General features: G+C 62.3%; 22 protein-coding genes. 21 read left to right on the top strand and 1 reads right to left on the bottom strand.

Translation table 11 applies throughout. The features are described 5' to 3' along the window. The first annotated feature begins 41 nt into the window (after positions 1-41). A complete protein-coding gene (gene selO, locus AC1Q8Q_RS23270) occupies positions 42-1,505 on the top strand; it encodes a protein adenylyltransferase SelO (protein ID WP_020796195.1) in 1,464 nt (487 codons plus the stop codon). A gap of 72 nt (positions 1,506-1,577) precedes the next feature. Next, positions 1,578-2,012: a thioredoxin TrxC gene (gene trxC, locus AC1Q8Q_RS23265; RefSeq protein ID WP_034148665.1), complete on the top strand. Its 435-nt coding sequence runs from the start codon at positions 1,578-1,580 to the stop codon at positions 2,010-2,012. A gap of 133 nt (positions 2,013-2,145) precedes the next feature. Here trxC and AC1Q8Q_RS23260 read toward each other — a convergent pair whose 3' ends face one another. Next, positions 2,146-2,916 (bottom strand): ParA family protein, encoded by a 771-nt coding sequence (locus AC1Q8Q_RS23260; protein ID WP_020796193.1) that lies wholly within the window; start codon positions 2,914-2,916, stop codon positions 2,146-2,148. Positions 2,917-3,271: 355 nt separating this feature from the next. On the opposite strand from AC1Q8Q_RS23260, the gene AC1Q8Q_RS23255 reads away from it, so the two are divergent. Genes AC1Q8Q_RS23255 through AC1Q8Q_RS23165 form a run of 19 tightly spaced genes read left to right on the top strand, consistent with a single transcriptional unit; the run spans position 3,272 to position 20,644 of the window. Then, a complete protein-coding gene (locus AC1Q8Q_RS23255) occupies positions 3,272-3,997 on the top strand; it encodes a beta-ketoacyl synthase chain length factor (protein ID WP_033045287.1) in 726 nt (241 codons plus the stop codon). Continuing rightward, positions 3,973-4,776 carry a lysophospholipid acyltransferase family protein gene (locus AC1Q8Q_RS23250; protein WP_492615535.1) on the top strand — a complete coding sequence of 268 codons (804 nt, stop codon included), beginning with the start codon at positions 3,973-3,975 and terminating at the stop codon, positions 4,774-4,776. The genes AC1Q8Q_RS23255 and AC1Q8Q_RS23250 overlap by 25 nt, the downstream gene beginning before the upstream one ends. Further along, on the top strand, positions 4,763-5,023 hold the full coding sequence (locus AC1Q8Q_RS23245) for a phosphopantetheine-binding protein (RefSeq protein WP_020796190.1): 261 nt from the start codon (positions 4,763-4,765) through the stop codon (positions 5,021-5,023). The genes AC1Q8Q_RS23250 and AC1Q8Q_RS23245 overlap by 14 nt, the downstream gene beginning before the upstream one ends. A gap of 9 nt (positions 5,024-5,032) precedes the next feature. After that, on the top strand, positions 5,033-5,287 hold the full coding sequence (locus AC1Q8Q_RS23240) for an acyl carrier protein (protein ID WP_020796189.1): 255 nt from the start codon (positions 5,033-5,035) through the stop codon (positions 5,285-5,287). Beyond that, a complete protein-coding gene (locus AC1Q8Q_RS23235; protein ID WP_168757112.1) occupies positions 5,284-5,829 on the top strand; it encodes a COG4648 family protein in 546 nt (181 codons plus the stop codon). The genes AC1Q8Q_RS23240 and AC1Q8Q_RS23235 overlap by 4 nt, the downstream gene beginning before the upstream one ends. After that, positions 5,826-7,505 (top strand): acyl-CoA synthetase family protein, encoded by a 1,680-nt coding sequence (locus AC1Q8Q_RS23230; protein WP_492615534.1) that lies wholly within the window; start codon positions 5,826-5,828, stop codon positions 7,503-7,505. Before AC1Q8Q_RS23235 ends, AC1Q8Q_RS23230 begins: the two co-directional genes overlap by 4 nt. Continuing rightward, positions 7,498-8,232, top strand: a complete 735-nt coding sequence (locus AC1Q8Q_RS23225) for a glycosyltransferase family 2 protein (RefSeq protein WP_492615533.1) — start codon at positions 7,498-7,500, stop codon at positions 8,230-8,232. Before AC1Q8Q_RS23230 ends, AC1Q8Q_RS23225 begins: the two co-directional genes overlap by 8 nt. After that, positions 8,229-9,170, top strand: coding sequence for a lysophospholipid acyltransferase family protein (locus AC1Q8Q_RS23220; RefSeq protein WP_188264565.1), 942 nt, complete (start codon positions 8,229-8,231; stop codon positions 9,168-9,170). Before AC1Q8Q_RS23225 ends, AC1Q8Q_RS23220 begins: the two co-directional genes overlap by 4 nt. Continuing rightward, positions 9,151-10,695: an HAL/PAL/TAL family ammonia-lyase gene (locus tag AC1Q8Q_RS23215; RefSeq protein ID WP_492615532.1), complete on the top strand. Its 1,545-nt coding sequence runs from the start codon at positions 9,151-9,153 to the stop codon at positions 10,693-10,695. The genes AC1Q8Q_RS23220 and AC1Q8Q_RS23215 overlap by 20 nt, the downstream gene beginning before the upstream one ends. After that, complete coding sequence (locus AC1Q8Q_RS23210; RefSeq protein ID WP_020796183.1) at positions 10,688-11,113, top strand: acyl-CoA thioesterase; 426 nt, start codon at positions 10,688-10,690, stop codon at positions 11,111-11,113. The genes AC1Q8Q_RS23215 and AC1Q8Q_RS23210 overlap by 8 nt, the downstream gene beginning before the upstream one ends. Further along, positions 11,110-11,802: an outer membrane lipoprotein carrier protein LolA gene (locus AC1Q8Q_RS23205; RefSeq protein WP_492615531.1), complete on the top strand. Its 693-nt coding sequence runs from the start codon at positions 11,110-11,112 to the stop codon at positions 11,800-11,802. The genes AC1Q8Q_RS23210 and AC1Q8Q_RS23205 overlap by 4 nt, the downstream gene beginning before the upstream one ends. Beyond that, on the top strand, positions 11,786-14,125 hold the full coding sequence (locus AC1Q8Q_RS23200) for an MMPL family transporter (protein WP_492615530.1): 2,340 nt from the start codon (positions 11,786-11,788) through the stop codon (positions 14,123-14,125). The genes AC1Q8Q_RS23205 and AC1Q8Q_RS23200 overlap by 17 nt, the downstream gene beginning before the upstream one ends. Next, the gene (locus AC1Q8Q_RS23195; protein WP_151143867.1) at positions 14,122-15,282 is read left to right on the top strand and encodes a cation:proton antiporter; all 1,161 of its coding nucleotides are present in this window, start codon (positions 14,122-14,124) and stop codon (positions 15,280-15,282) included. Before AC1Q8Q_RS23200 ends, AC1Q8Q_RS23195 begins: the two co-directional genes overlap by 4 nt. Continuing rightward, positions 15,269-16,516 carry an NAD(P)/FAD-dependent oxidoreductase gene (locus AC1Q8Q_RS23190; RefSeq protein WP_151143865.1) on the top strand — a complete coding sequence of 416 codons (1,248 nt, stop codon included), beginning with the start codon at positions 15,269-15,271 and terminating at the stop codon, positions 16,514-16,516. The genes AC1Q8Q_RS23195 and AC1Q8Q_RS23190 overlap by 14 nt, the downstream gene beginning before the upstream one ends. Before the next feature lie 46 nt (positions 16,517-16,562). After that, positions 16,563-17,045, top strand: a complete 483-nt coding sequence (locus AC1Q8Q_RS23185; protein WP_020796178.1) for a hypothetical protein — start codon at positions 16,563-16,565, stop codon at positions 17,043-17,045. Continuing rightward, positions 17,042-18,235 carry a beta-ketoacyl-[acyl-carrier-protein] synthase family protein gene (locus AC1Q8Q_RS23180; RefSeq protein ID WP_033044226.1) on the top strand — a complete coding sequence of 398 codons (1,194 nt, stop codon included), beginning with the start codon at positions 17,042-17,044 and terminating at the stop codon, positions 18,233-18,235. Before AC1Q8Q_RS23185 ends, AC1Q8Q_RS23180 begins: the two co-directional genes overlap by 4 nt. Next, on the top strand, positions 18,232-18,693 hold the full coding sequence (locus AC1Q8Q_RS23175) for a hotdog family protein (RefSeq protein ID WP_020796176.1): 462 nt from the start codon (positions 18,232-18,234) through the stop codon (positions 18,691-18,693). The genes AC1Q8Q_RS23180 and AC1Q8Q_RS23175 overlap by 4 nt, the downstream gene beginning before the upstream one ends. Further along, the gene (gene fabG / locus AC1Q8Q_RS23170) at positions 18,690-19,418 is read left to right on the top strand and encodes a 3-oxoacyl-ACP reductase FabG (protein ID WP_020796175.1); all 729 of its coding nucleotides are present in this window, start codon (positions 18,690-18,692) and stop codon (positions 19,416-19,418) included. The genes AC1Q8Q_RS23175 and fabG overlap by 4 nt, the downstream gene beginning before the upstream one ends. After that, on the top strand, positions 19,418-20,644 hold the full coding sequence (locus tag AC1Q8Q_RS23165; protein WP_033044227.1) for a beta-ketoacyl-ACP synthase: 1,227 nt from the start codon (positions 19,418-19,420) through the stop codon (positions 20,642-20,644). The genes fabG and AC1Q8Q_RS23165 overlap by 1 nt, the downstream gene beginning before the upstream one ends. The last annotated feature ends 101 nt before the right edge of the window (positions 20,645-20,745 follow it).

The following is a 20,745-nucleotide window of genomic DNA, read 5'->3' as shown; positions in this document are numbered from 1 at the left end:
TTCCCCAGCAGAATGCTCGGACATTCTGCTGGAGCCGGCCTTTGAAAGCCCTCGACGAACTGACCTTCGACAATCGCTTCGACCGCTTGGGCGATGCCTTTTCCGCCCATGTGCTGCCCGAGCCAATCGATAACCCACGTCTCGTGGTCGCAAGCCCCGCTGCCATGGCGCTGCTCGACCTCGACCCCGCCGTGGCCGAAACCCAAGAGTTCGCCGAGCTGTTCAGTGGTCACAAACTCTGGGCTGACGCGATTCCCAGGGCGATGGTCTATTCCGGTCACCAGTTCGGTTCCTACAACCCGCAACTGGGCGATGGTCGCGGCCTGTTGTTGGGCGAGGTGTACAACGAGGCCGGCGAGCACTGGGACCTTCACCTCAAGGGCGCCGGTCAGACGCCGTTTTCGCGCATGGGCGATGGGCGCGCAGTGCTGCGTTCCTCGATCCGCGAGTTTCTCGCCTCCGAAGCCCTGCAGGCCCTGAACATCCCGACCACTCGGGCGCTGTGCGTGATTGGCTCCGACACCCCGGTCTGGCGCGAAAAACAAGAGCGCGCGGCCATGGTCCTGCGCCTGGCACCGAGCCATGTACGCTTTGGGCATTTCGAATACTTCTACTACACCAAACGTCCCGAGCAGCAGAAAATCCTGGGCGACCATGTGCTGGCCATGCACTTCCCGCAGTGCCTGGAACAACCGGAACCGTACCTGGCGATGTTCCGCGAAGTGGTCGAGCGCAATGCCGAACTGATCGCCAAGTGGCAAGCCTACGGTTTCTGCCATGGCGTAATGAACACTGACAACATGTCGATCCTTGGCATTACCTTCGACTTCGGCCCATTCGCCTTCCTCGATGATTTCGACGCCAACTTCATCTGCAACCACTCCGATGACCAGGGCCGCTATTCATTCAGCAACCAGGTGCCCATTGGCCAGTGGAACCTCAGCGCCCTGGCCCAGGCGCTGACACCGTTCATCAGCGTCGAGGCCCTGCGCGAAACCCTCGGCCTGTACTTGCCGCTGTTCCAGGCTCATTACCTGGACCTGATGCGCCGCCGTCTCGGCCTGACCACCGCCGAAGAGGACGACCAGAAGCTGCTGGAGCAATTGCTTCAACTGATGCAGAACAGCGGCGTCGATTACAGCCTGTTCTTCCGGCGCCTGGGCGAAAAAGCCCCCGAAGCGGCCGTTGGCCATTTGCGCGATGACTTCGTCGACCTCAAGGGTTTTGATGCCTGGGGCGAGCGCTACGTCGCCCGAGTGGCCCGGGAAGGCGAGGTGGATCAGGAGCAGCGGCGCGCCCGGATGCATGCGGTCAACCCGCTGTACATCCTGCGCAACTACCTGGCGCAAAAGGCCATCGATGCGGCAGAGAGCGGCGACTACTCGGAAGTCCGCCGGCTGCACGCGGTGCTAAGCAAGCCGTTCGACGAACAACCCGGTATGGAGAGCTACGCCGAGAGGCCGCCGGAATGGGGCAAGCATCTGGAGATCAGTTGTTCGTCGTGAAGTGCCGCGCGATTGAAAATACAAGCGAGTGGCTCCAGATACAGACTACTCGCTCCTCACTGGACATCCGTCATGACCGACCCACTCCTCATCCCCTGCCCCCACTGCAACGGCCTCAACCGCATTCCCGCCGAGCGCCTGGGCGACCATCCAAAATGCGGACGTTGCAAGGCCGAGGTCCTGCTGAACAAGCCCTTCGAACTCAAGCAAGGTGATTACGCCAGTCAGATCAAAGGCGATCTGCCGCTGTTGGTGGATGTGTGGGCAGACTGGTGCGGACCGTGCAAATCGTTTGCGCCGGTGTTCGAGCAGGCGGCAGGGCAATTGGCCGGCAAGTGTCGGCTGGCCAAGCTGGACAGCGAGGCGAACCAGCAATTGTCGGCGCAGCTGGGGATTCGCTCGATACCGAGCCTGATTTTGTTCAAGAACGGTCGGGAGGTCGCCCGCCAGAGCGGGGCGTTCCCGTTACCGCAACTGATGAGCTGGTTGCGTAGCCAGGGGATCTAAAGGCCACCCGAAAACCAAATGTGGGAGCGAGCCTGCTCGCGAAGAGGGATTCACATCCAACGTCTCTGTTGACTGAACTCCCGCCTTCGCGAGCAGGCTCGCTCCCACAGTGTTTTCGTTTTGCCCTTGGGAATCAGGTGTTTTCCAGCAAGTTATGCAACTCAACGAACTGCTGTGTCAGCTTGTGCCGCGGGTCCAGATGGATCAGCGGCATGTTGGCCTGATGGGATTCGCGCATGCGCACCGAACTGCCCAGGTACACCGGTAGCACCGGCAGACCTTCGGCGATCAACTCGTCGAGGATTTGCTGGGGCAGGCTCGCACGGGCCTGGAACTGGTTAACCACGATGCCTTCGACTTCCAGGCCTTCGTTGTGGTCGTCCTTCAGTTCTTCTATTTCTGCCAGCAAACCGTAAAGTGCTTGGCGGGAGAAGCTGTCGCAATCAAAGGGAATCAACACACGATCGGCGGCAATTAACGCAGAAACCGCATAAAAGTTCAGGGCCGGCGGTGTATCCAGGTAGATCCGGTCGTAATCACCATCAAGCTCTTCGAGCAACTTTCGCAGCTTGTTGATCTTGTGCTTGGCCTCAAGCTTGGGCTGCAAGTCGGCCAGCTCGGCGGTGGCGGTGATGACGTGGAGGTTGTCGAACGGCGTTTCGTAGATATCGACCTGGTTCTTCTTGGCAAAAGGCCCGGAGGACAAGGTTTGCTTGAAGAAATCGGCGATACCCATCGGGATATCGTCACCGGTGAGTCCCGTCAGGTACTGAGTGGAGTTGGCTTGGGCATCGAGATCGACCAACAGGGTGCGATAGCCCTCGCTGGCGCTGACCGCCGCCAGATTGCAGGCAATACTGGATTTGCCCACGCCACCTTTCTGATTGAACACCACGCGCCGCATTGCAAAACCTCCGTGTACCAAAGAATGACCGAGTGTAGTGGGGCAGGGCATGGCTTCGCTAGCTCGCATGCGCATGGACTACATGGTCATCAGTGTTTTCTTACGGAAAAAGCCGCTGGGGGCACTATACGCCGAGACCTGAGCCGACAGACGGCCCGATGAAAATGTGAATAATTGCCAAACGTTCAGTTTTTGTGAACTGACCGGTACATCTCATCGAGCAAAACGTAACCAGTGTTTGCTACACGTTCGTCGCACCGGGATAATGCGCACCACTCGGCGCCAAGCGCCACGTAGGGTGTGCCGTGCCGTTGCGCCACTCACCGCGTCAGGAAGCCTGCAAGGGCGGGATTGAATGTCTGTGATTAATTTCAACATCGCCCAGTGGCGCGCTTGGGCCCCGGGGCTCGAAAGCGTGGATGACTGGCAGGCCTGGTGCCGGCAACCGTTGATGTTACCGGTCAGCGATGCCGCACCCGATGTCTCGTTCCTGCCGGCCATGCAACGCCGGCGGCTCAGCCGTCTGGCGCGAATGGCATTCAGTGTCGGCTGGCCATTGGCCGAAGGTCGCCAGGACCTGCCACTGGTCTTTGTTTCCCGTCACGGCGAAACCCCGCGCACCTTCGACATTCTCAGCGACCTGGCCGTCGAGCAACCGTTGTCGCCAACCCAGTTCAGCCTATCGGTGCATAACGCGATCATCGGCCTGTGGTCGATCATGCGCGGTGAAACCAGCGAAATGACTGCCTTGGCCGCCGCCGGCGACGGCCTTGAAAATGGCATGCTGGAGGCGGCGGCCCTGCTGGCTGAAGGCTCGCCCGCGGTTTTACTGGTGGTTACCGAAGAGCAACCGCCGCAGGCCTATTCGGCCTGGATCGACGACGTGCCCTTCCCTTATGCCGTCGGCCTGCTGATTACCCCGGGCAATGACTGGCAGCTGTCCCTGAACAGTGCCACGGATGCGTTGTCAAACGCTCGATGGCCGCACGCGTTGAATCTGTTGTGCACGCTGCTGGGTCCGCAAACCACCTGCCAACATGCCTGGAAAAATCGTGTATGGACTTGGCAACGCAAGCTGTGACTGAAAAAAACCGCGATGCCTATTACTGGCGCCTGCTGGCCACCGCCACGAGCTTTGCCCTATTCGGGTTGGGCGGCCTGTGCCTACGCCTGGTGATTTTCCCGCTGCTGGCCTGCCTGCCAGGTGATGCCCATACCCACCGGATGCGGGCGCGCCAGACTGTCAGCCGCTGTTTCTGGCTGTTCGTGCGCTTCATGGCCCGCGCCGGCGTGCTGACCTACGAAATCGAGGGCGCGGAAAAACTCGGTCGGCCCGGCCAGATGATCGTTGCCAATCACCCATCGCTGATCGACGTGGTATTTCTGATCGGTTTGGTCCCACACGCCAACTGCGTGGTCAAGCAAAGCCTCTGGGATAACCCATTCACCCGCACGCCCCTGCGTCGCACCGAATACATCAGCAACGATGGCAGCATGGACATGCTCGATGCCGCCGCCGATGCGCTGAAACAAGGCCAGACCCTGATCATTTTTCCCGAAGGTACACGCACCCAGCCAGGCCAGGCGCCCGCCTTTCATCGGGGCGGCGCGGCAATTGCCGTGCGTGGTGCGAAAATCCTCAGCCCCGTGGTGATCCGGGTCAGCCCGACCACACTGACCAAGGCCGAACCCTGGTATCGGATCCCCAAGCGCCGCGTACACTTCAGTTTCCGTGTGGGGGACGATATAGACCCCCAGGCCTTCGCCGCGCTCGGCCCGCCCCCCCTGGCCTCGCGCAAGCTCAACGATTACTTGCATTCTTACTTTATCAAGGAGCTCGCCGAAGATGAGCAATCTTAACCGTGAAATAAAAGATCTGATCATTGAAGCCCTCGGCCTCGAAGACATCAGCGCCGACGACATCGACGATCAGCAGACCCTGTTCGGCGAAGGTTTGGGCCTGGACTCGGTGGACGCCCTGGAACTCGGCCTGGCCATCCAGAAAAAATACGGCATCAAGATCGATGCCGACGCCAAGGACACGCGCAATCACTTCAGTAACGTGGCGAGCCTCGCGGCCTTCGTCACTGCAAAACAGGCAGCTTGAGACCGGACCATGCAAACTCGTGACGACATTTTCAACACCCTGCGCGATGCCTTGGTCGAACTGTTCGAACTGGACCCGGACCGGGTGAGCCTCGAATCCAACCTGTACCAGGATCTGGAAATCGACAGCATCGATGCGGTCGACCTGATCGATCACATCAAGCGCCAGACCGGCAAGAAAATCGCGGCCGAAGAATTCAAGTCGGTGCGAACCGTCAGCGACGTGGTCGAGGCGGTCTACCGTCTGGTTCAACCGGCCGCATGAGTCGATTGATCGGCCTCGGCTTGCTGCTGGCGGGCCTGCTATACCCTTTTGCGGTGTATTTCGGCATGGAGCATTTCGCCCCGTGGCAGTTCGGGTTGCTGCTGGGCAGCCTGTGGCTGGCCCGCGCGCTGACCGGCAAGCGACGGCCAGGCAGTTCGTGGATGGCGGGCGTGGCTATCCTGTTCTGCCTGTTGCTGGCGTTGTTCGACAGCCCGGCACTGCTGCGCTGGTATCCGGTATTGATCAGCGCCTTCATGCTGGGGCTGTTCGGACTGAGCCTGAAGTACGGCCCACCGATGGTCGAACGCCTGGCCCGCCTGCGCGAAGCACATTTGCCGGCCAAGGCCATTCGCTATACCCGCCAGGTGACTATCGCCTGGTGTGTATTTTTCCTGTGCAACGGGATCTGCGCCGCAGCCCTGACACTGTGGGCGCCGCTGAGCTGGTGGATGCTGTACACCGGCCTGATCTCCTATGGATTGATAGGCCTGATGTTTGCCATTGAATGGCTAATACGCCAACGGGTAAGAGGCGGCGCATGAACTGGATAAAACTTGAGCATCTGTTGCTCAAGGCCGAGCCGGGGCGAGCCGTGACGGCCGACCCGCAGCTTGATCACGCACAATTGCGCGAGCAGGCCCTGCGCCTGGCCGCCGGCTTGCAAACCCGCGGTGTGCGGCGCATTGCCGTGCACCTCGAAGACGCCGCGGACCTGGCGATTGCCTTGTTGGGCGCCTGGCGCGCGGGGGTCAGCGTGTTGCTGCCGGCCGACTTGCAACCGCAAACCCGCCAGCGCTGGTCGGGTGAAGTCGATTTATGGCTCACCGATCAGCCCGACGACACACACCCGGGCGATTATCAGGATGCGCCCCTTGGCGCCGCTGCCCTCGATCTTGACGGCTGCTCGCTGAGCCTGTGCACTTCCGGCTCCAGCGGCGAACCCAAGCGCATCGAAAAAACCCTGCGCCAGCTGGTCAATGAAGTCCAGGCCCTGGAACAGCTGTGGGGCGCCGACCTGGGCCCAGCCTGCATCATTGGCAGCGTCGCCACCCAGCACATCTATGGCTTGCTGTTCCGGGTACTGTGGCCACTGTGCGCGGGACGCCCGTTCGTTCGCAGACAACTGGCCTTCCCAGAAGACCTGCAGCGTGCCAGTCTCGAACACCCGGCCTTCGCCTGGGTGGCCAGCCCGGCGCTGCTCAAGCGCATGGGCGACAACCTCGACTGGCCGGCGCTGAGCGCAGTACGTCGGGTATTTTCTTCCGGTGGCGCATTGCCCTCCGAGGCCGCGCAGCGTCTGCATGACCGCCTGCACCAATGGCCGACGGAAATATTCGGCAGTTCGGAAACCGGCGGCATCGCCTGGCGCCAGGGCCAGTCACTGTGGCAACCCTTTGCTGGCGTCCAGTTGACCCAGGACAACGAGGGGGCTTTGCTCATCGCCTCGCCCTACTTGCCTGACGGCCATATCGAGCACACCGCCGATGCAGCGCGAATGGCGGCTGATGGCCGCTTCGAGTTGCTTGGACGACTGGACCGGATCGTCAAGCTGGAAGAGAAACGGATCTCGCTGCCGATGCTGGAGCAGGCACTGATGGCCCACGACTGGGTGGCCGAAGCGCGCCTGGGTGTCGTCCAGGAAAACCGCGCCTCGCTGGGCGCATTGTTGGTCCTGACTGACGCAGGCTTGCATGTGCTGCGCAATCAAGGCCGGCGCACACTCACCGAACAACTGCGGCAACACCTGAGCCTGCATTGTGAAACCCTGGCCTTGCCCAGACGCTGGCGCCTGTTGCAGCAACTGCCGCTGAACGCCCAGGGCAAACTGCCCCAGGCCGACGTCGAAGCCGTGCTGCTGGCACCGCGCCCCAAGGCTCCGCAGGTGCTGGAACAGGTGGAAGCCAATGGTGAGTGGAGCCTGCAGCTGGCAGTGCCGCCGGATCTTGCCTATTTCAGCGGGCACTTTCCCACAGCTCCCGTATTGCCCGGCGTGGTGCAGGTGGAGTGGGCGCTGCTCTTGGGCCAGCAACTGATGAACCTGCCGCAGAAATTCGCCGGCATGGAAGTGCTGAAATTCCAGCAATTGGTGCGTCCCGGCGACGAAGTCCAACTGCACCTGCGCTTCGACCCAGCCCGCGGCAAGCTGTATTTCGCCTATCGCAACGAAACCGCCACCTGTTCCAGTGGACGGATTTTGCTGGAGCCGGCACATGCATAACCCCTGCGCCGTCGTCCCGGTCTACAACCACGAGACCGCCATCACCACCGTGGTCGATGCGCTGCTGGCCAACCACCTGCCGTGCATTCTGGTGGACGACGCCAGCAGCCCGCCCTGTGCCAGGGTGCTCGATCAACTGGCGCTGCGCGACAACGTGTATCTGATCCGCCTCGCCACCAACCAGGGCAAGGGCGGTGCGGTGATGACCGGTCTGCGGGAAGCCTCGCGCCTGGGCTTCAGCCACGCCTTGCAGGTGGACGCCGACGGCCAGCACGACCTGCAGGATGTGCGACGTTTTGTCGAACGCTCCCACGCCCATCCCGACGCCGTGATCTGCGGCTATCCGCTGTATGACGACAGCGTGCCAAAGGGTCGTTTGTACGCCCGCTACCTGACCCACGTGATGGTGTGGATCAACACGCTGTCGCTGCAGATTCGCGACTCCATGTGCGGCTATCGCCTCTATCCCTTGGCCCCGGTCCTGGCGTTGATCGAATCGGCGAAAATCGGCAAGCGCATGGACTTCGACTCGGACATCCTGGTCCGCCTCGCTTGGCGCGGGCAGCCGATGCAATGGCTGCAAACCAGAGTCCATTACCCGCTGGACGGTGTTTCGCATTTCCGCATGTTCCACGACAACGTACTGATTACCAGCATGCACACCCGGTTGTTCTTCGGCATGCTGCTGCGCTCGCCGCTGATCCTCTGGCGTCGGTGGCGCACATGAACGTCGACAAGCAACACTGGGCCGACCGCGAGGAGCGCGGCAGCTTCTGGCTGATGAAATTTACCGCGGTCGCTGCCAAGGTGCTTGGGCGTCGACTGCTGAGCCCGCTGCTGTACGGCATCGTGTTGTACTTTTTCCTGTTCGGCCGCAGTGCCCGTCAAAGCGCCTGGGAGTATCAGCAACGACTCGCCGACTGGAGCGGTCGCGACGAACTGCGCCCGAGTCATTGGCGTGTATTCAGCCAGTTCATGGCCTTCGCCGACTCCCTGCTCGACAAGCTCGACGTGTGGAACGGCAAGCTGGGCATCGAGCACATCGAAATCATCGACCCGGCATTGCTGCGCAACCAGTTACGCGGCACGCGCGGGCAAATGCTGGTGGGCGCCCACCTGGGCAACCTCGAAGTCTGCCGCGCACTGGCGGAAATCGGCGAGAAGGTCACCATGAACGTGCTGGTGCACACCAAGCACGCCGAGCGATTCAACCGCTTGCTGGGCGAAGCCGGGGCGACCAATCTGCGACTGATCCAGGTCAGTGAACTGGACCCGGTGATCATGCTGCAACTGCACGAACGCCTGGAACGCGGCGAATGGCTGGCGATTGCCGGCGATCGCGTGCCGCTGCACGGCGGGCGCAGCGTGACCGTGGACTTCCTCGGTCATCCGGCAAAGTTCCCGCAAGGACCATGGCTGCTGGCGGGGCTGCTGAAATGCCCGGTCCACCTGCTGCTGTGCCTGAAAAAGGCCGATGGCAATTATCGACTCACCCTCGAACCCTTCGCCGACTCGATCACCTGGAAACGCAGCGACCGCGAACAGGTCATACATCAGTGGGCCACCCGCTATGCCGAGCGCCTGAGTCACTATTGCCTCCAGGCACCTCGACAATGGTTCAACTTTTACCCTTTCTGGAAGACCGATGACGACGCCAACGCTTGAGCCTGTAATCTTCGGCGAACGCCCTTTGCGCATCGACGATGTGCTGGCCCTGGCCAACCGCCAGGCGCCCACGCAGTTGCAGGGCGACCCGCAGTTCCGCCAGCGCATCGCCAAAGGCGCGCAGTTCCTCGATTCCCTGCTCGACAAGGAAGGCGTGATCTACGGCGTGACCACCGGCTATGGCGATTCCTGCGTGGTCGCGGTGCCGCTGCATCACGTCGAGGCATTGCCGCGTCATCTGTACACCTTCCACGGCTGCGGCCTGGGCAAATTGCTGGACGCGCAAGCCACCCGCGCGGTACTGGCGGCACGCTTGCAGTCGCTCTGCCAGGGTGTCTCCGGGGTGCGCGTGGAGCTGCTGGAACGCCTGCAGGCATTCCTTGAACACGACATCCTGCCACAGATACCAGAAGAAGGATCGGTCGGCGCCAGCGGTGATCTGACGCCGCTGTCGTACGTTGCCGCCACGCTGTCCGGCGAGCGTGAAGTGATCTATCGCGGCGAGCGCCGGCAAGCCGCCGATGTTCACCGCGAACTCGGCTGGCAGCCACTGGTGCTGCGTCCCAAGGAAGCCCTGGCACTGATGAACGGTACCGCCGTGATGACCGGGCTCGCCTGCCTGGCCTACGCCCGCGCCGATTATCTGCTGCAACTGGCCACGCGCATCACCGCGCTGAACGTGGTAGCGCTGCAAGGCAACCCGGAACATTTCGACGAGCGCCTCTTCGCCGCCAAGCCACACCCTGGGCAGATGCAGGTCGCCGCCTGGTTGCGCAAGGACCTGGCCATCGACGCGCCGACCGCACCGCTGCATCGCCTGCAGGACCGCTATTCGCTGCGTTGCGCACCGCATGTCCTCGGTGTGCTGGCCGACAGCCTGAACTGGCTGCGCTCGTTCATTGAAATCGAACTCAACAGCGCCAACGACAACCCGATCATCGATGCCGAGGCCGAACGCGTGCTGCACGGTGGGCACTTCTACGGCGGGCACATCGCGTTCGCCATGGACAGCCTGAAAAACCTCGTGGCCAACGTCGCCGACCTGCTGGATCGACAACTCGCCCTGTTGGTGGATGAGCGCTACAACCACGGTTTGCCCAGCAACCTGTCCGGGGCCACGGCCGACCGCGCCATGCTCAACCACGGCTTCAAGGCCGTGCAGATCGGTGCCAGCGCCTGGACCGCCGAAGCGCTGAAAAACACCATGCCCGCCAGCGTATTCTCCCGTTCCACCGAGTGCCACAACCAGGACAAGGTGAGCATGGGCACCATCGCCGCCCGTGATGCGATCCGCGTGTTGGAGCTGACCGAACAGGTCGCCGCCGCCACCTTGCTGGCTGCCAACCAAGGCGTCTGGTTACGCGCCCAGGCCGAGGATGCGCGGCCACTGCCACCGGCTCTGGCGGCCATGCATGAAGCATTGGCCAAGGATTTCCCGCCGGTCATCGAAGACCGTGCGCTGGAGGGCGAACTGCGCCTGTGCCTGCAACGTATCGCCGCACAACACTGGAGGCTGCATGCGTAGCAAGGGAGTGCTCTACACCGATACGCAAATCCTCGTGCCGTTCTTCGACGTCGACAGGATGAACGTCGTCTGGCACGGCCATTACGTCAAATACCTGGAAATCGCCCGCTGCGCCTTGCTGGACAAGATCGGCCACAACTACACGGCAATGTCCGAATCGGGCTATGCGTGGCCGGTGATCGACCTGCAATTGCGCTACATACGCGGTGCCCAGTTCGGCCAGACGCTCAACGTGCGCGCCAATCTGGTGGAATGGGAGAACCGGTTGAAGATCAATTACCTGATCAGCGACCTGGAAACCGGCGAACGCCTGACCCGTGGTGTTTCCGTACAGGTCGCCGTCGACATGAGCAATCGCGAAATGCAATTGGCCTCGCCGAAGGTATTTACCGACGCCGTGGCGAGGGCCTTACCATGATTTCCGGCCCTGTAGGAGCGAGCCTGCTCGCGATGGTCGCTAACGATGACGCTGGGCGCCTGTCACCCCGCGGTGCCCTCAGGTTTTTCGCGAGCATGCTCGCTCCTACAGTGTTCTGGCTGTTACTGGGCATTCCTGGGCTGGCCAACGCCTTCGATCTACAGCAGCTCAGCGAGCAACTGGCCAGGCCCGATGTCATCCATGGCAACTTCATTCAGGAAAAACGCCTGCGCGCCCTGCCCCAGCCACTGACCAGCAAGGGCACTTTCGTCCTGGCGAAGAATCTCGGGTTGTTGTGGCTGCTGAAAACGCCGTTGCAACAGGACTACCGCATCACCCCCACAGGCATTGCCCGGCGTGATGCCAGCGGCTGGCAGATGTTGCCGGGCAAGAGCGCCGGCGCTGAGCAGAACCGCTTGTTCCTGGCCGTCCTGCAAGGCGACAGCAGCGGACTGCAACGGGATTTCGAGCTGGCGCTCAGTGGCGATGCACAAAACTGGACACTGAAGTTGACGCCACGCTCGATGCTGCTCAAGCAGGTGTTCAACCAGATCAACATCACCGGCGGCGAACTGGTCCACAGCATCGAGCTGCTGGAAACCCAAGGTGACAGCACGCTGTTGCGCATGCAAGACAGCACCAGCGCGCAACCGTTAAGCGACACGGAGCAGCATGACTTTGCCGAGTGAACGCAGGCTACCCTGGCTGTTCCTGATCCTGCTGCTGGCAGTGCTGGCGCTTGCCGGCTGGCAATGGCGCGACGGCGCCCCGCTGTCGGCCAACCTGATGGAGCTGGTGCCCGGCACCGCGCCGGATGCGCTGGAACTGCGTGCCGAACAACGCATGCAGGAACCGCTGAATCGCGAAATGCTGGTGCTGGTTGGCCACACCGATCGCCAGCAAGCCATTGCCATGGCGCAAACACTGGGCGATCAGTGGCAAGCCAGCGGCCTGTTCGACAAGGTCCAATGGAACCTGCAAGCCGACTTGCCGGCCTTGCGCACGCAACTGCTGCAAGGCCGATTGGCCATGCTCGCGGCAGAAGATCGCGAGCAGTTGATCGAACACCCCGATGCTTTTATCCAGCAACGGGTGCAGGCGCTGTTTGACCCCTTCACCGGTTTCAGCCTGGTGCCGAGCCAGGATGACTGGCTGGGCCTGACCGGGCGCATCCAGAACAGCCAGCCACAGCACGGTGCCGTGCAACTGGACATTGGCAGTGGCGCCTTGATTGCCGAGCAAGATGGCAAGCACTGGGTGCTGCTGCGGGCGCGCGCCACCGGCAATGCTTTCGACATGAACCTGCCGCTGCAAGTGGCCGACCTGCTCCAGCACAGCCGTGAAGAGGCCGCCCGGGCCGATGTGCAACTGCTCGCCGCAAGTGGTTTGCTGTACGCGGCCAACGGCCAGCGCCAGGCTTCCCGTGAGATGACCTGGGTGGGGGGCGGTGCCACCGTCGGGATCCTGTTGTTGCTGTTGCTGGCTTTCCGCCGTTGGCGTGTCGTGCTGGCGTTTGTCCCGGTGCTGGTGGGCATGCTGTTCGGCGCGGTGGCCTGCGTGGCATTGTTCGGCCACATGCATGTGATGACGCTGGTGTTGGGTTCGAGCCTGATCGGTGTCGCCGTCGATTACCCGCTGCATTACCTGTCCAAGAGCTGGAGCCTGAAGCCCTGGCACAGTTGGCCGGCGCTACGCCTGACCTTGCCGGGCCTGAGCCTGAGCCTGGTCACCAGCGCCATCGGCTACCTGGCCCTGGCCTGGACGCCCTTCCCGGCGCTGACCCAGATTGCCGTGTTCTCGGCGGCGGGACTGCTCGGTGCCTATTTGTCCGCGGTGTGCCTGCTGCCGGCGCTGCTCAAGGGTGCCGAGCTGCGCCCGGCGCAATGGCCGCTGCGCCTTAGCGAATTTTTACTGGGACGCCGCGAAGCGTTGCTCAGGCATTTGAGCACGCCGGTATTGCTGGCACTGCTGATCGCTTTTTGTGCCGGCGGCCTGGTGCAGCTCGAGACCCGCAACGACATCCGCCAATGGGTGGGCGCCCCGCAGCAGTTGACTGACGAAGCGCAGACCATTGCGCGAATCACGGGCTATCAACCCACCAGCCAGTTTTTCCTGGTGCAGGCGGCCGATCAACAGCAACTGCTCGAACGCCAGGGCGCCCTGAGTGAACGCCTGGATCAGTTGGTTGGCCTGCAGAAACTCCAGGGTTACCTGTCGCTCAACCAACTGGTCAGCCCGCCCAGCGAACAGCGCAAGGTGCGTGAGGCGTTGAGCAAATTGCCGGCGTTTTGGCAGCCGTTACTCGATATCGGCGTACCGGCACAGGCGCTGCAAGCAGAGTTGAGCCAATTGCAGGCCCTGCCCATCGAAGACATCGACAGCGCACTGGCCGGCCCCTTAGCCGAGCCTTATCGCCTGTTGTGGCTGGGGCCGACCGCTGACGGCGTGGCGGCGATGGTCAGCCTGCAGGGCCTGAACAATCCTGCCCTGTTGCGGGTACAGGCCGAAGATTTGCCGGGCGTGAAGCTGGTGGATCGACTGGGCGAGTTGAACAACGTGTTCGCCGCCACCCAGGTCAGTGCCGCAGAACTGAAACTCGCCTCCTGCGCGCTGATCGTCCTGGTGCTTGCCCTGCCGTTCGGTCTTGGCGGCGCGTTGCGCATTGTGTCCCTGCCATTGCTGGCGGCGTTGTGCAGCCTGGCCAGTCTCGGCTGGCTGGGACAGCCATTGACCCTCTTCAGCCTGTTCGGCCTGCTGCTGGTGACGGCGATCAGCGTCGACTACGCCATCCTCATGCGCGAACAGGTCGGCGGCGCCGCCGTGAGCCTGTTGGGCACTTTGCTGGCGGCACTGACCACCTGGCTGTCCTTCGGCCTGCTGGCAGTGTCGAGCACGCCAGCGGTGAGTAACTTCGGCCTGTCGGTAAGCCTGGGCCTGATCTTCAGCTTCCTGCTCGCGCCCTGGGCCGGTCGCCAGGTGCATGCCGCCAGTATCACGGAACCGACAACATGATGATCGCGCTGTTTTGGGCGATGGCCCTGGTACTGTTCGCCGTAGCGACCCGGGTCGGTCGCCATTTTGGCCTGATTCCAATCGTCAGCCAGTTGCTGCTGGCGACCCTCGGCTTGCCATTGCTGATGTACTTCTGGATCGAACCGCAATGGCAACTGAGCGGCGCGGCGCTGGTGTCACCGTCCTGGCTGAAGAACCTCTACAGCCTGAGTTTCGCGCTGCTGCTGGGCTACATCCTCAGCGACGTGATCGATCTGCAACTGGACCGCCAGAGCCTGAAAATCGCCCTGCCGAGTTTCTGCATTCCGTTTGCCTGCGGCCTCGCCACGGCCATCTGGCTGCTGCCACCGCAACCCTGGATCAGTTCGCTGGCGGTCGGCCTGCTGTTCGCCATTACCGCGATCCCGGTGTTGTACCTGTACCTGCGGCACATCGCTTACCCGCACGCCGCCACCCGGCGACTGGTGCAGACTGCGATTATCATCGACCTGACTTGCTGGACCCTGTTCGCTTTCGCCCAGGGCAGCCTGCACCTGAGCAGCCTGTTGCTACCCTTGGCCGGGGCCTGCCTGCCCGTGCTCCTGCGGCTGCTGGGCCTGCGTCAAACCTGGCTGTACAGCCTGGGCTTTTTCGCGTTACTGGTGGTCGCCGAGCACTACAAGCTCAATGCCCTCATTTTCGGCATCGGTTATGTACTGATCATGGCAGCACTCAAGGCACCGCTTGTCCTGCCGTTGCCGGCAATCTGGATGAGTCGCTTGCAGACGTACATCGCCATTCCACTGATACTCACCTTCGGTATCGTCCAGATCAACGTGCACAGCGCAATGGACAGCCTCGGCTGGGTGCAGCTGGCGGCCCTGCTGCTGTTGCCGATTGCCAGCAAGCTGCTGGGCAACTGGCTTGGCCTTGGCTGGGCCGGTGCCTCGTTCCAGGGCGCCAGCCGCTGGCGTGAAAGCATATTGCTGAACATTCGCGGCTTGAGCGAGATCGTCTTTCTCAACCTGCTGCTGCAACAACAGCTCATCAGCCCGGCGCTGTACTTTGCGTTGATGCTGATGGGCCTGGTCGCGACCCTGCTGCCGGCACTGGCCGGCATGCACCGTATCCCATTGATAGCTGCCGCCCCGGCAAGGAGCCCCCATGCCAATCGTTGAAATGCAACGTCGCCAGATCGTGGTCATCGGTGCAGGTCCGTCCGGCGCCATCGTCGCCGCGCTGCTCAAGCGCAAGGGACATGATGTACTGGTGATCGAGCGCCAGCATTTCCCGCGCTTTTCCATCGGCGAAAGCCTGCTGTCCCACTGCCTGGATTTCGTTGAAGAAGCAGGCATGCTCGACGCCGTCAATGCTGCGGGCTTCCAATTGAAAACCGGGGCCGCGTTTGCCTGGGGCGAGCGTTACAGCACGTTCGATTTCGGCGACACTTTCACTCAGGGCAAGCCGACGACTTTTCAGGTGCAGCGCGCGGATTTCGACAAACTGCTGGCCGATCAGGCCGCACTGCAAGGCGTTGAAATCCGCTATGGCGAAACCATCGTCAGCGTCGATATCGACCAGGCCAAACCGCTGCTTGGCGTACGTCGCGAAGACGGCAGCGAGTACCACATCGAGGCTGACTTCATGCTCGACGCCAGCGGATACGGTCGCGTCCTCCCGCGCTTGCTCGACCTTGAAGCACCGTCGAATTTCCCGGTGCGCCAGGCGGTGTTCACCCATGTCGAAGACCGCATCGTCCACCCGAACTTCGATCGCACCAAGATCCTCATCACCACCCATCCTGTCCAGCGTGACATCTGGTTCTGGACCATTCCGTTCAGCGGCGGCCGCTGCTCGGTCGGCGTGGTGGCCGCCGCGGAACATTTCGAAGGTCGCAGCGATAACCTCGACGATTGCCTGCGCGGCTTCATTGCCGAGACGCCCAGCCTGGCCGGGGTACTGGACAACGCCGTATGGGACACGCCAGCACGCACCATCGGCGGTTACTCCGCCAACGTGAAAACCCTGCACGGGCCTGGTTTTGCGTTGCTGGGTAATGCGGCGGAATTCCTCGACCCGGTGTTTTCCTCTGGCGTGACCATCGCCATGCGCTCGGCGAGCATGGCCGCGGGGGTGCTGCACCGTCAGCTGCAAGGCGAGTCCGTGGACTGGCAGCGTGAATTCGCCGAACCGCTCAAGCGCGGGGTCGATACGTTCCGCTGCTACGTCGAGAGCTGGTACGCCGGGACTTTCCAGGACGTGATTTACTACCCGGATGGCAATGCGGAAATCCGCCGCATGATCAGCTCGATCCTCGCCGGCTATGCCTGGGACGAGCGCAATCCATTCGTCGCCGAACCGAAACGTCGCCTGCGGATGTTGTCAGAACTCTGTGCAAGGGATGCGACATGAGCGACTTGAGCAACGTGCTGCGCAAGCCCGTTGAAGGGTGTGCCTGATGATTCGAGTTCTGCTGCTCGGCTGCATCCTGCTGCTGAGCGCCTGCGCGAGCCAGGCGCCACTGCCCGCGCAGACCCCAAGCATGGCGTTGCCGCTGCAATTGCACATCCAGCGCCTGCAGGCCGAACAACGCCAGGACTGGGTACTGGTCATCCAGCGTGAAGGCCCTGCCATACGCTGGTCGATGATGGACTTGCTGGGTATTCCGCAGGCCCGCCAGAAACTGGTCGATAGCCATTGGCAAGCCGATGGCCTGTTGCCGCCTAACCCGGAAGCCCGTGAGCTGTTCGCCGCGTTGCTGTTTGCACTGACCCCCAGGGATGAACTGCCTGGCAACTATCCAAAGGCGTGGCAATACGGGGCGCAACGCTCGCTGCCAGCGCGCTGGGACGTCCGTTATTCACAACCATTGAGCTTCGAATTGAATTTGCCCAAAGGCCCGAAATATCTAATCACCCCCCTGAGCGGTGACGCACCATGACGGCTTACCTCAATGCCCTCGGGGTCGTCTGCGCCCTGGGCCGTGACAAACAAGAAGTCGCCCGCCACCTGTTCGCCGGCGATTGCTCAGGCATGCGCAGCGAAGCCGGCTGGGTGCCAGAGCGTTCATTACCGGTAGGCGCGGTGCGTGGCGATCTCGTGCCGATTCCCGCAGAACTGGCCTGCCAACGCAGTCGCAACAATCAATTGCTGATGGAGGCCACGCTGCAAATTCGCGGTGACATCGATCAGGCCATCCAGACCTACGGCCGCGATCGCATCGGCATCGTGCTGGGCACCAGTACGTCGGGCATCGACGAAGCCAGCCAGGGCCTGGCTCGCTACGTGCGCGAACAGCAATTTCCGGCGCAATACGACTATCAGCAACAGGAACTCGGCGCACCGGCAAACTTTCTCGCCGACTGGCTGCAAGTAAGCGGCCCGGCCTATGTGATTTCCACTGCCTGCACCTCCAGCGCACGCGCATTGATGAGTGCCCAGCGCCTGCTCGATCTGGGCATGTGCGATGTGGTGCTGTGCGGTGGAGTCGACACACTGTGCAAGCTGACGCTCAACGGCTTCTCGGCACTCGAAGCCGTGTCCGGGCAGCGCTGCAATCCGTTTTCAGTGAACCGCAACGGCATCAATATCGGCGAAGCAGCCGTGCTGTTCCTGATGAGCAAGCAGCCTGGCGACCAGCCGATTGCCCTGCTTGGCAGTGGCGCCAGTTCCGATGCGCACCACATTTCCGCGCCAGAACCCACCGGCCGCGGCGCCCAACAGGCAATGCGCAAGGCCTTGAGCCGGGCCAGACTGCGGCCTGAGCAAATCGCCTACCTGAACCTGCATGGCACCGCCACCCAACACAACGACGCCATGGAAAGCCACGCAGTGGCGGCGGTGTTCCCGGCCGGCGTGCCCTGTTCTTCGACCAAGCCCATGACCGGCCATACCCTTGGCGCGGCCGGCGCGCTGGAAGCCGCCTTCTGCTGGTTGAGCCTGAGTGACGACAACCGCGAGCACCTCCTGGCCCCGCATGTCTGGGACGGCCAAGCCGATCCCGAGCTGCCCACCCTCAAATGGGTGACTCCCGCCGATCGCCTGGCGTCCACTGGACCTCGCTACCTGATGAGCAACTCCTTCGCCTTCGGTGGCAACAACGTCAGCCTGATTATCGGAGACGCCCCATGATTGATTGGCCGCTCGCCGAACTGCTGCCCCATGCTGGCGACATGATTCTCATCGAGCAGATCCTGGCATTCGATGAAGAGCAGATTCATACACGCCTCAGGGTCAAGCCCGACGGTCTGTTCAATTTGCCCGACGGCAGCCTGCCGGCCTGGGTCGGGATTGAACTCATGGCCCAGAGCGTCGCGGCCTTCGCCGGTTGCCATGCGCGCCAGCGCGGCGATGCAACGCAGCTGGGCTTTTTGCTCGGCTCTCGCAAGTTCGAATGCAACGTCGACCGTTTTCCCGCCGGCACCGAACTGACCCTGCATGGCATCCGCTCCCTGGAAGATGACAACGGCATGGGCGTGTTCGAGTGCCACATCAACGCACCCGGCATTCACGCCAGCGCCCGCCTGAACGTGTATCGCCCGCCTCAGGCGGCTCAATATCTTGATGAATCCGAAGGAGTCCAGTCATGACTGAATTCGTACTGGTCACCGGTTCCAGCCGTGGCATCGGCCGCGCCATCGCCCTGCGCCTGGCCCAGGCCGGGCATGACATCGTGCTGCATTGCCGCAGTGGCCTGGCGGATGCCCAAGCCGTACAAGTCGAAATCGAGACCCTGGGTCGCACTGCGCGCATCCTGCAATTCGATGTGTCCGACCGCGCCGGCTGCAAAGCCATCCTTGAGGCCGACGTCGAAACCCATGGCGCCTACTACGGCGTGGTGCTCAACGCCGGGCTGACACGTGACGGTGCTTTTCCGGCGCTGAGCGAGGATGATTGGGATGTGGTGATGCGCACCAACCTCGACGGTTTCTACAACGTGCTGCACCCGGTGATGATGCCGATGATCCGTCGTCGCGCTGCCGGGCGAATCGTTTGCATCACGTCGGTGTCCGGCTTGATCGGCAATCGCGGCCAGGTCAACTACAGCGCCTCGAAGGCCGGGTTGATCGGCGCGGCGAAGGCGTTGGCGATCGAGTTGGGCAAGCGCAAGATCACCGTCAACTGTGTCGCACCCGGCCTGATCGACACAGCCATGCTCGATGAAAACGTGCCGGTGGAAGAACTGATGAAAATGATCCCCGCACAACGCATGGGCACCCCGGAAGAGGTGGCCGGCGCGGTGAATTTCCTGATGTCGGCGGAAGCCTCGTACATCACCCGGCAGGTGCTGGCCGTCAACGGAGGCCTGTGCTGATGAAACGTGTCGTCGTCACCGGCATGGCCGGCATCACCTCGCTGGGCAGCGATTGGGCAACCATCGCCGACCACTTCGCAGCCAACCGCAGCGGCATTCGCCGCATGGACGAATGGGACCGCTTCACTGAACTCAATACGCGCCTGGCCGGGCCCATCGATGACTTCATCGTGCCGAGCCACTGGACGCGCAAACAACTGCGCAGCATGGGCCGCGTTTCGCGACTGGCCGTCGGCGCAGCGGAGCGGGCGTTGGCCGATGCCGGATTGCTCGGTGACGAATCGATCAAGGACGGGCGCATGGGCGTTGCCTGCGGGTCCTCCACGGGCAGCACCGACGAGATCAAGGCCTTCGGCAACATGTTGCTGAACTCGGTGGCCGAAGGCCTGAACGCCAACTCCTACGTGCGCATGATGCCGCACACCACCGCGGCCAACATCAGCATCTTCTTCGGCCTCACCGGCCGCCTGATCCCCACCTCCAGCGCCTGCACCAGCGGCAGCCAGGGCATCGGCTACGCCTACGAAGCCATCAAGTTCGGCCGCCTGCCGTTGATGCTCGCTGGCGGTGCCGAGGAACTGTGCCCGACCGAAGCCATGGTGTTCGACGCACTCTACGCCACCAGCCTGAAAAACAACGCCCCGCACACTACCCCGCGTCCCTATGACAAAGGGCGCGACGGCCTGGTGATCGGTGAAGGCGGCGGCATGCTGGTGCTCGAAGAACTGGAACACGCGCTGGCGCGAGGTGCCCGTATTCATGCCGAACTCGTTGGTTTCGGCAGCAATGCCGACGGCCAGCACACCACCCGCCCGGAGCAAGTCACCATGCGCCGGGCCATGGAGTTGGCCCTGGAAGATGCGGGCTTGAGCCCTGCCGACATCGGCTACGTCAACGGTCACGGCACGGCCACCGAACAGGGCGACATCGCCGAAACCCTGGCCACCAGCAGCCTGTTTGGCGAACACATGCCGATCAGCTCACAAAAGAGCTTCCTCGGCCACACGCTCGGCGCCTGCGGTGCGCTGGAGTCCTGGTTCAGCATCGAAATGATGAACAGCGACCTGTACGCCCACACCTTGAACCTTGACGAAGTCGACCCGCATTGCGGCAAGCTCGACTACCTGCGCGGCGAGTTCCGGCAGATGAGCAATCAGTACGTGATGAACAATAATTTTGCGTTTGGCGGGGTGAATACGTCGTTGATTTTCAAACGCTGGGCGTAGGCGGCGAGCGCACTTCAATCCCTGTAGGAGCGAGCATGCTCGCGATGGACTAAAGAACGCCGCGTGTCACCAGGAAACAAGCGTCATCGTTGACGACCATC

It is taken from the genome of Pseudomonas sp. GW823-FHT06B06 (assembly GCF_058795195.1).
This window is presented reverse-complemented; position numbering and strand designations above follow the sequence as displayed.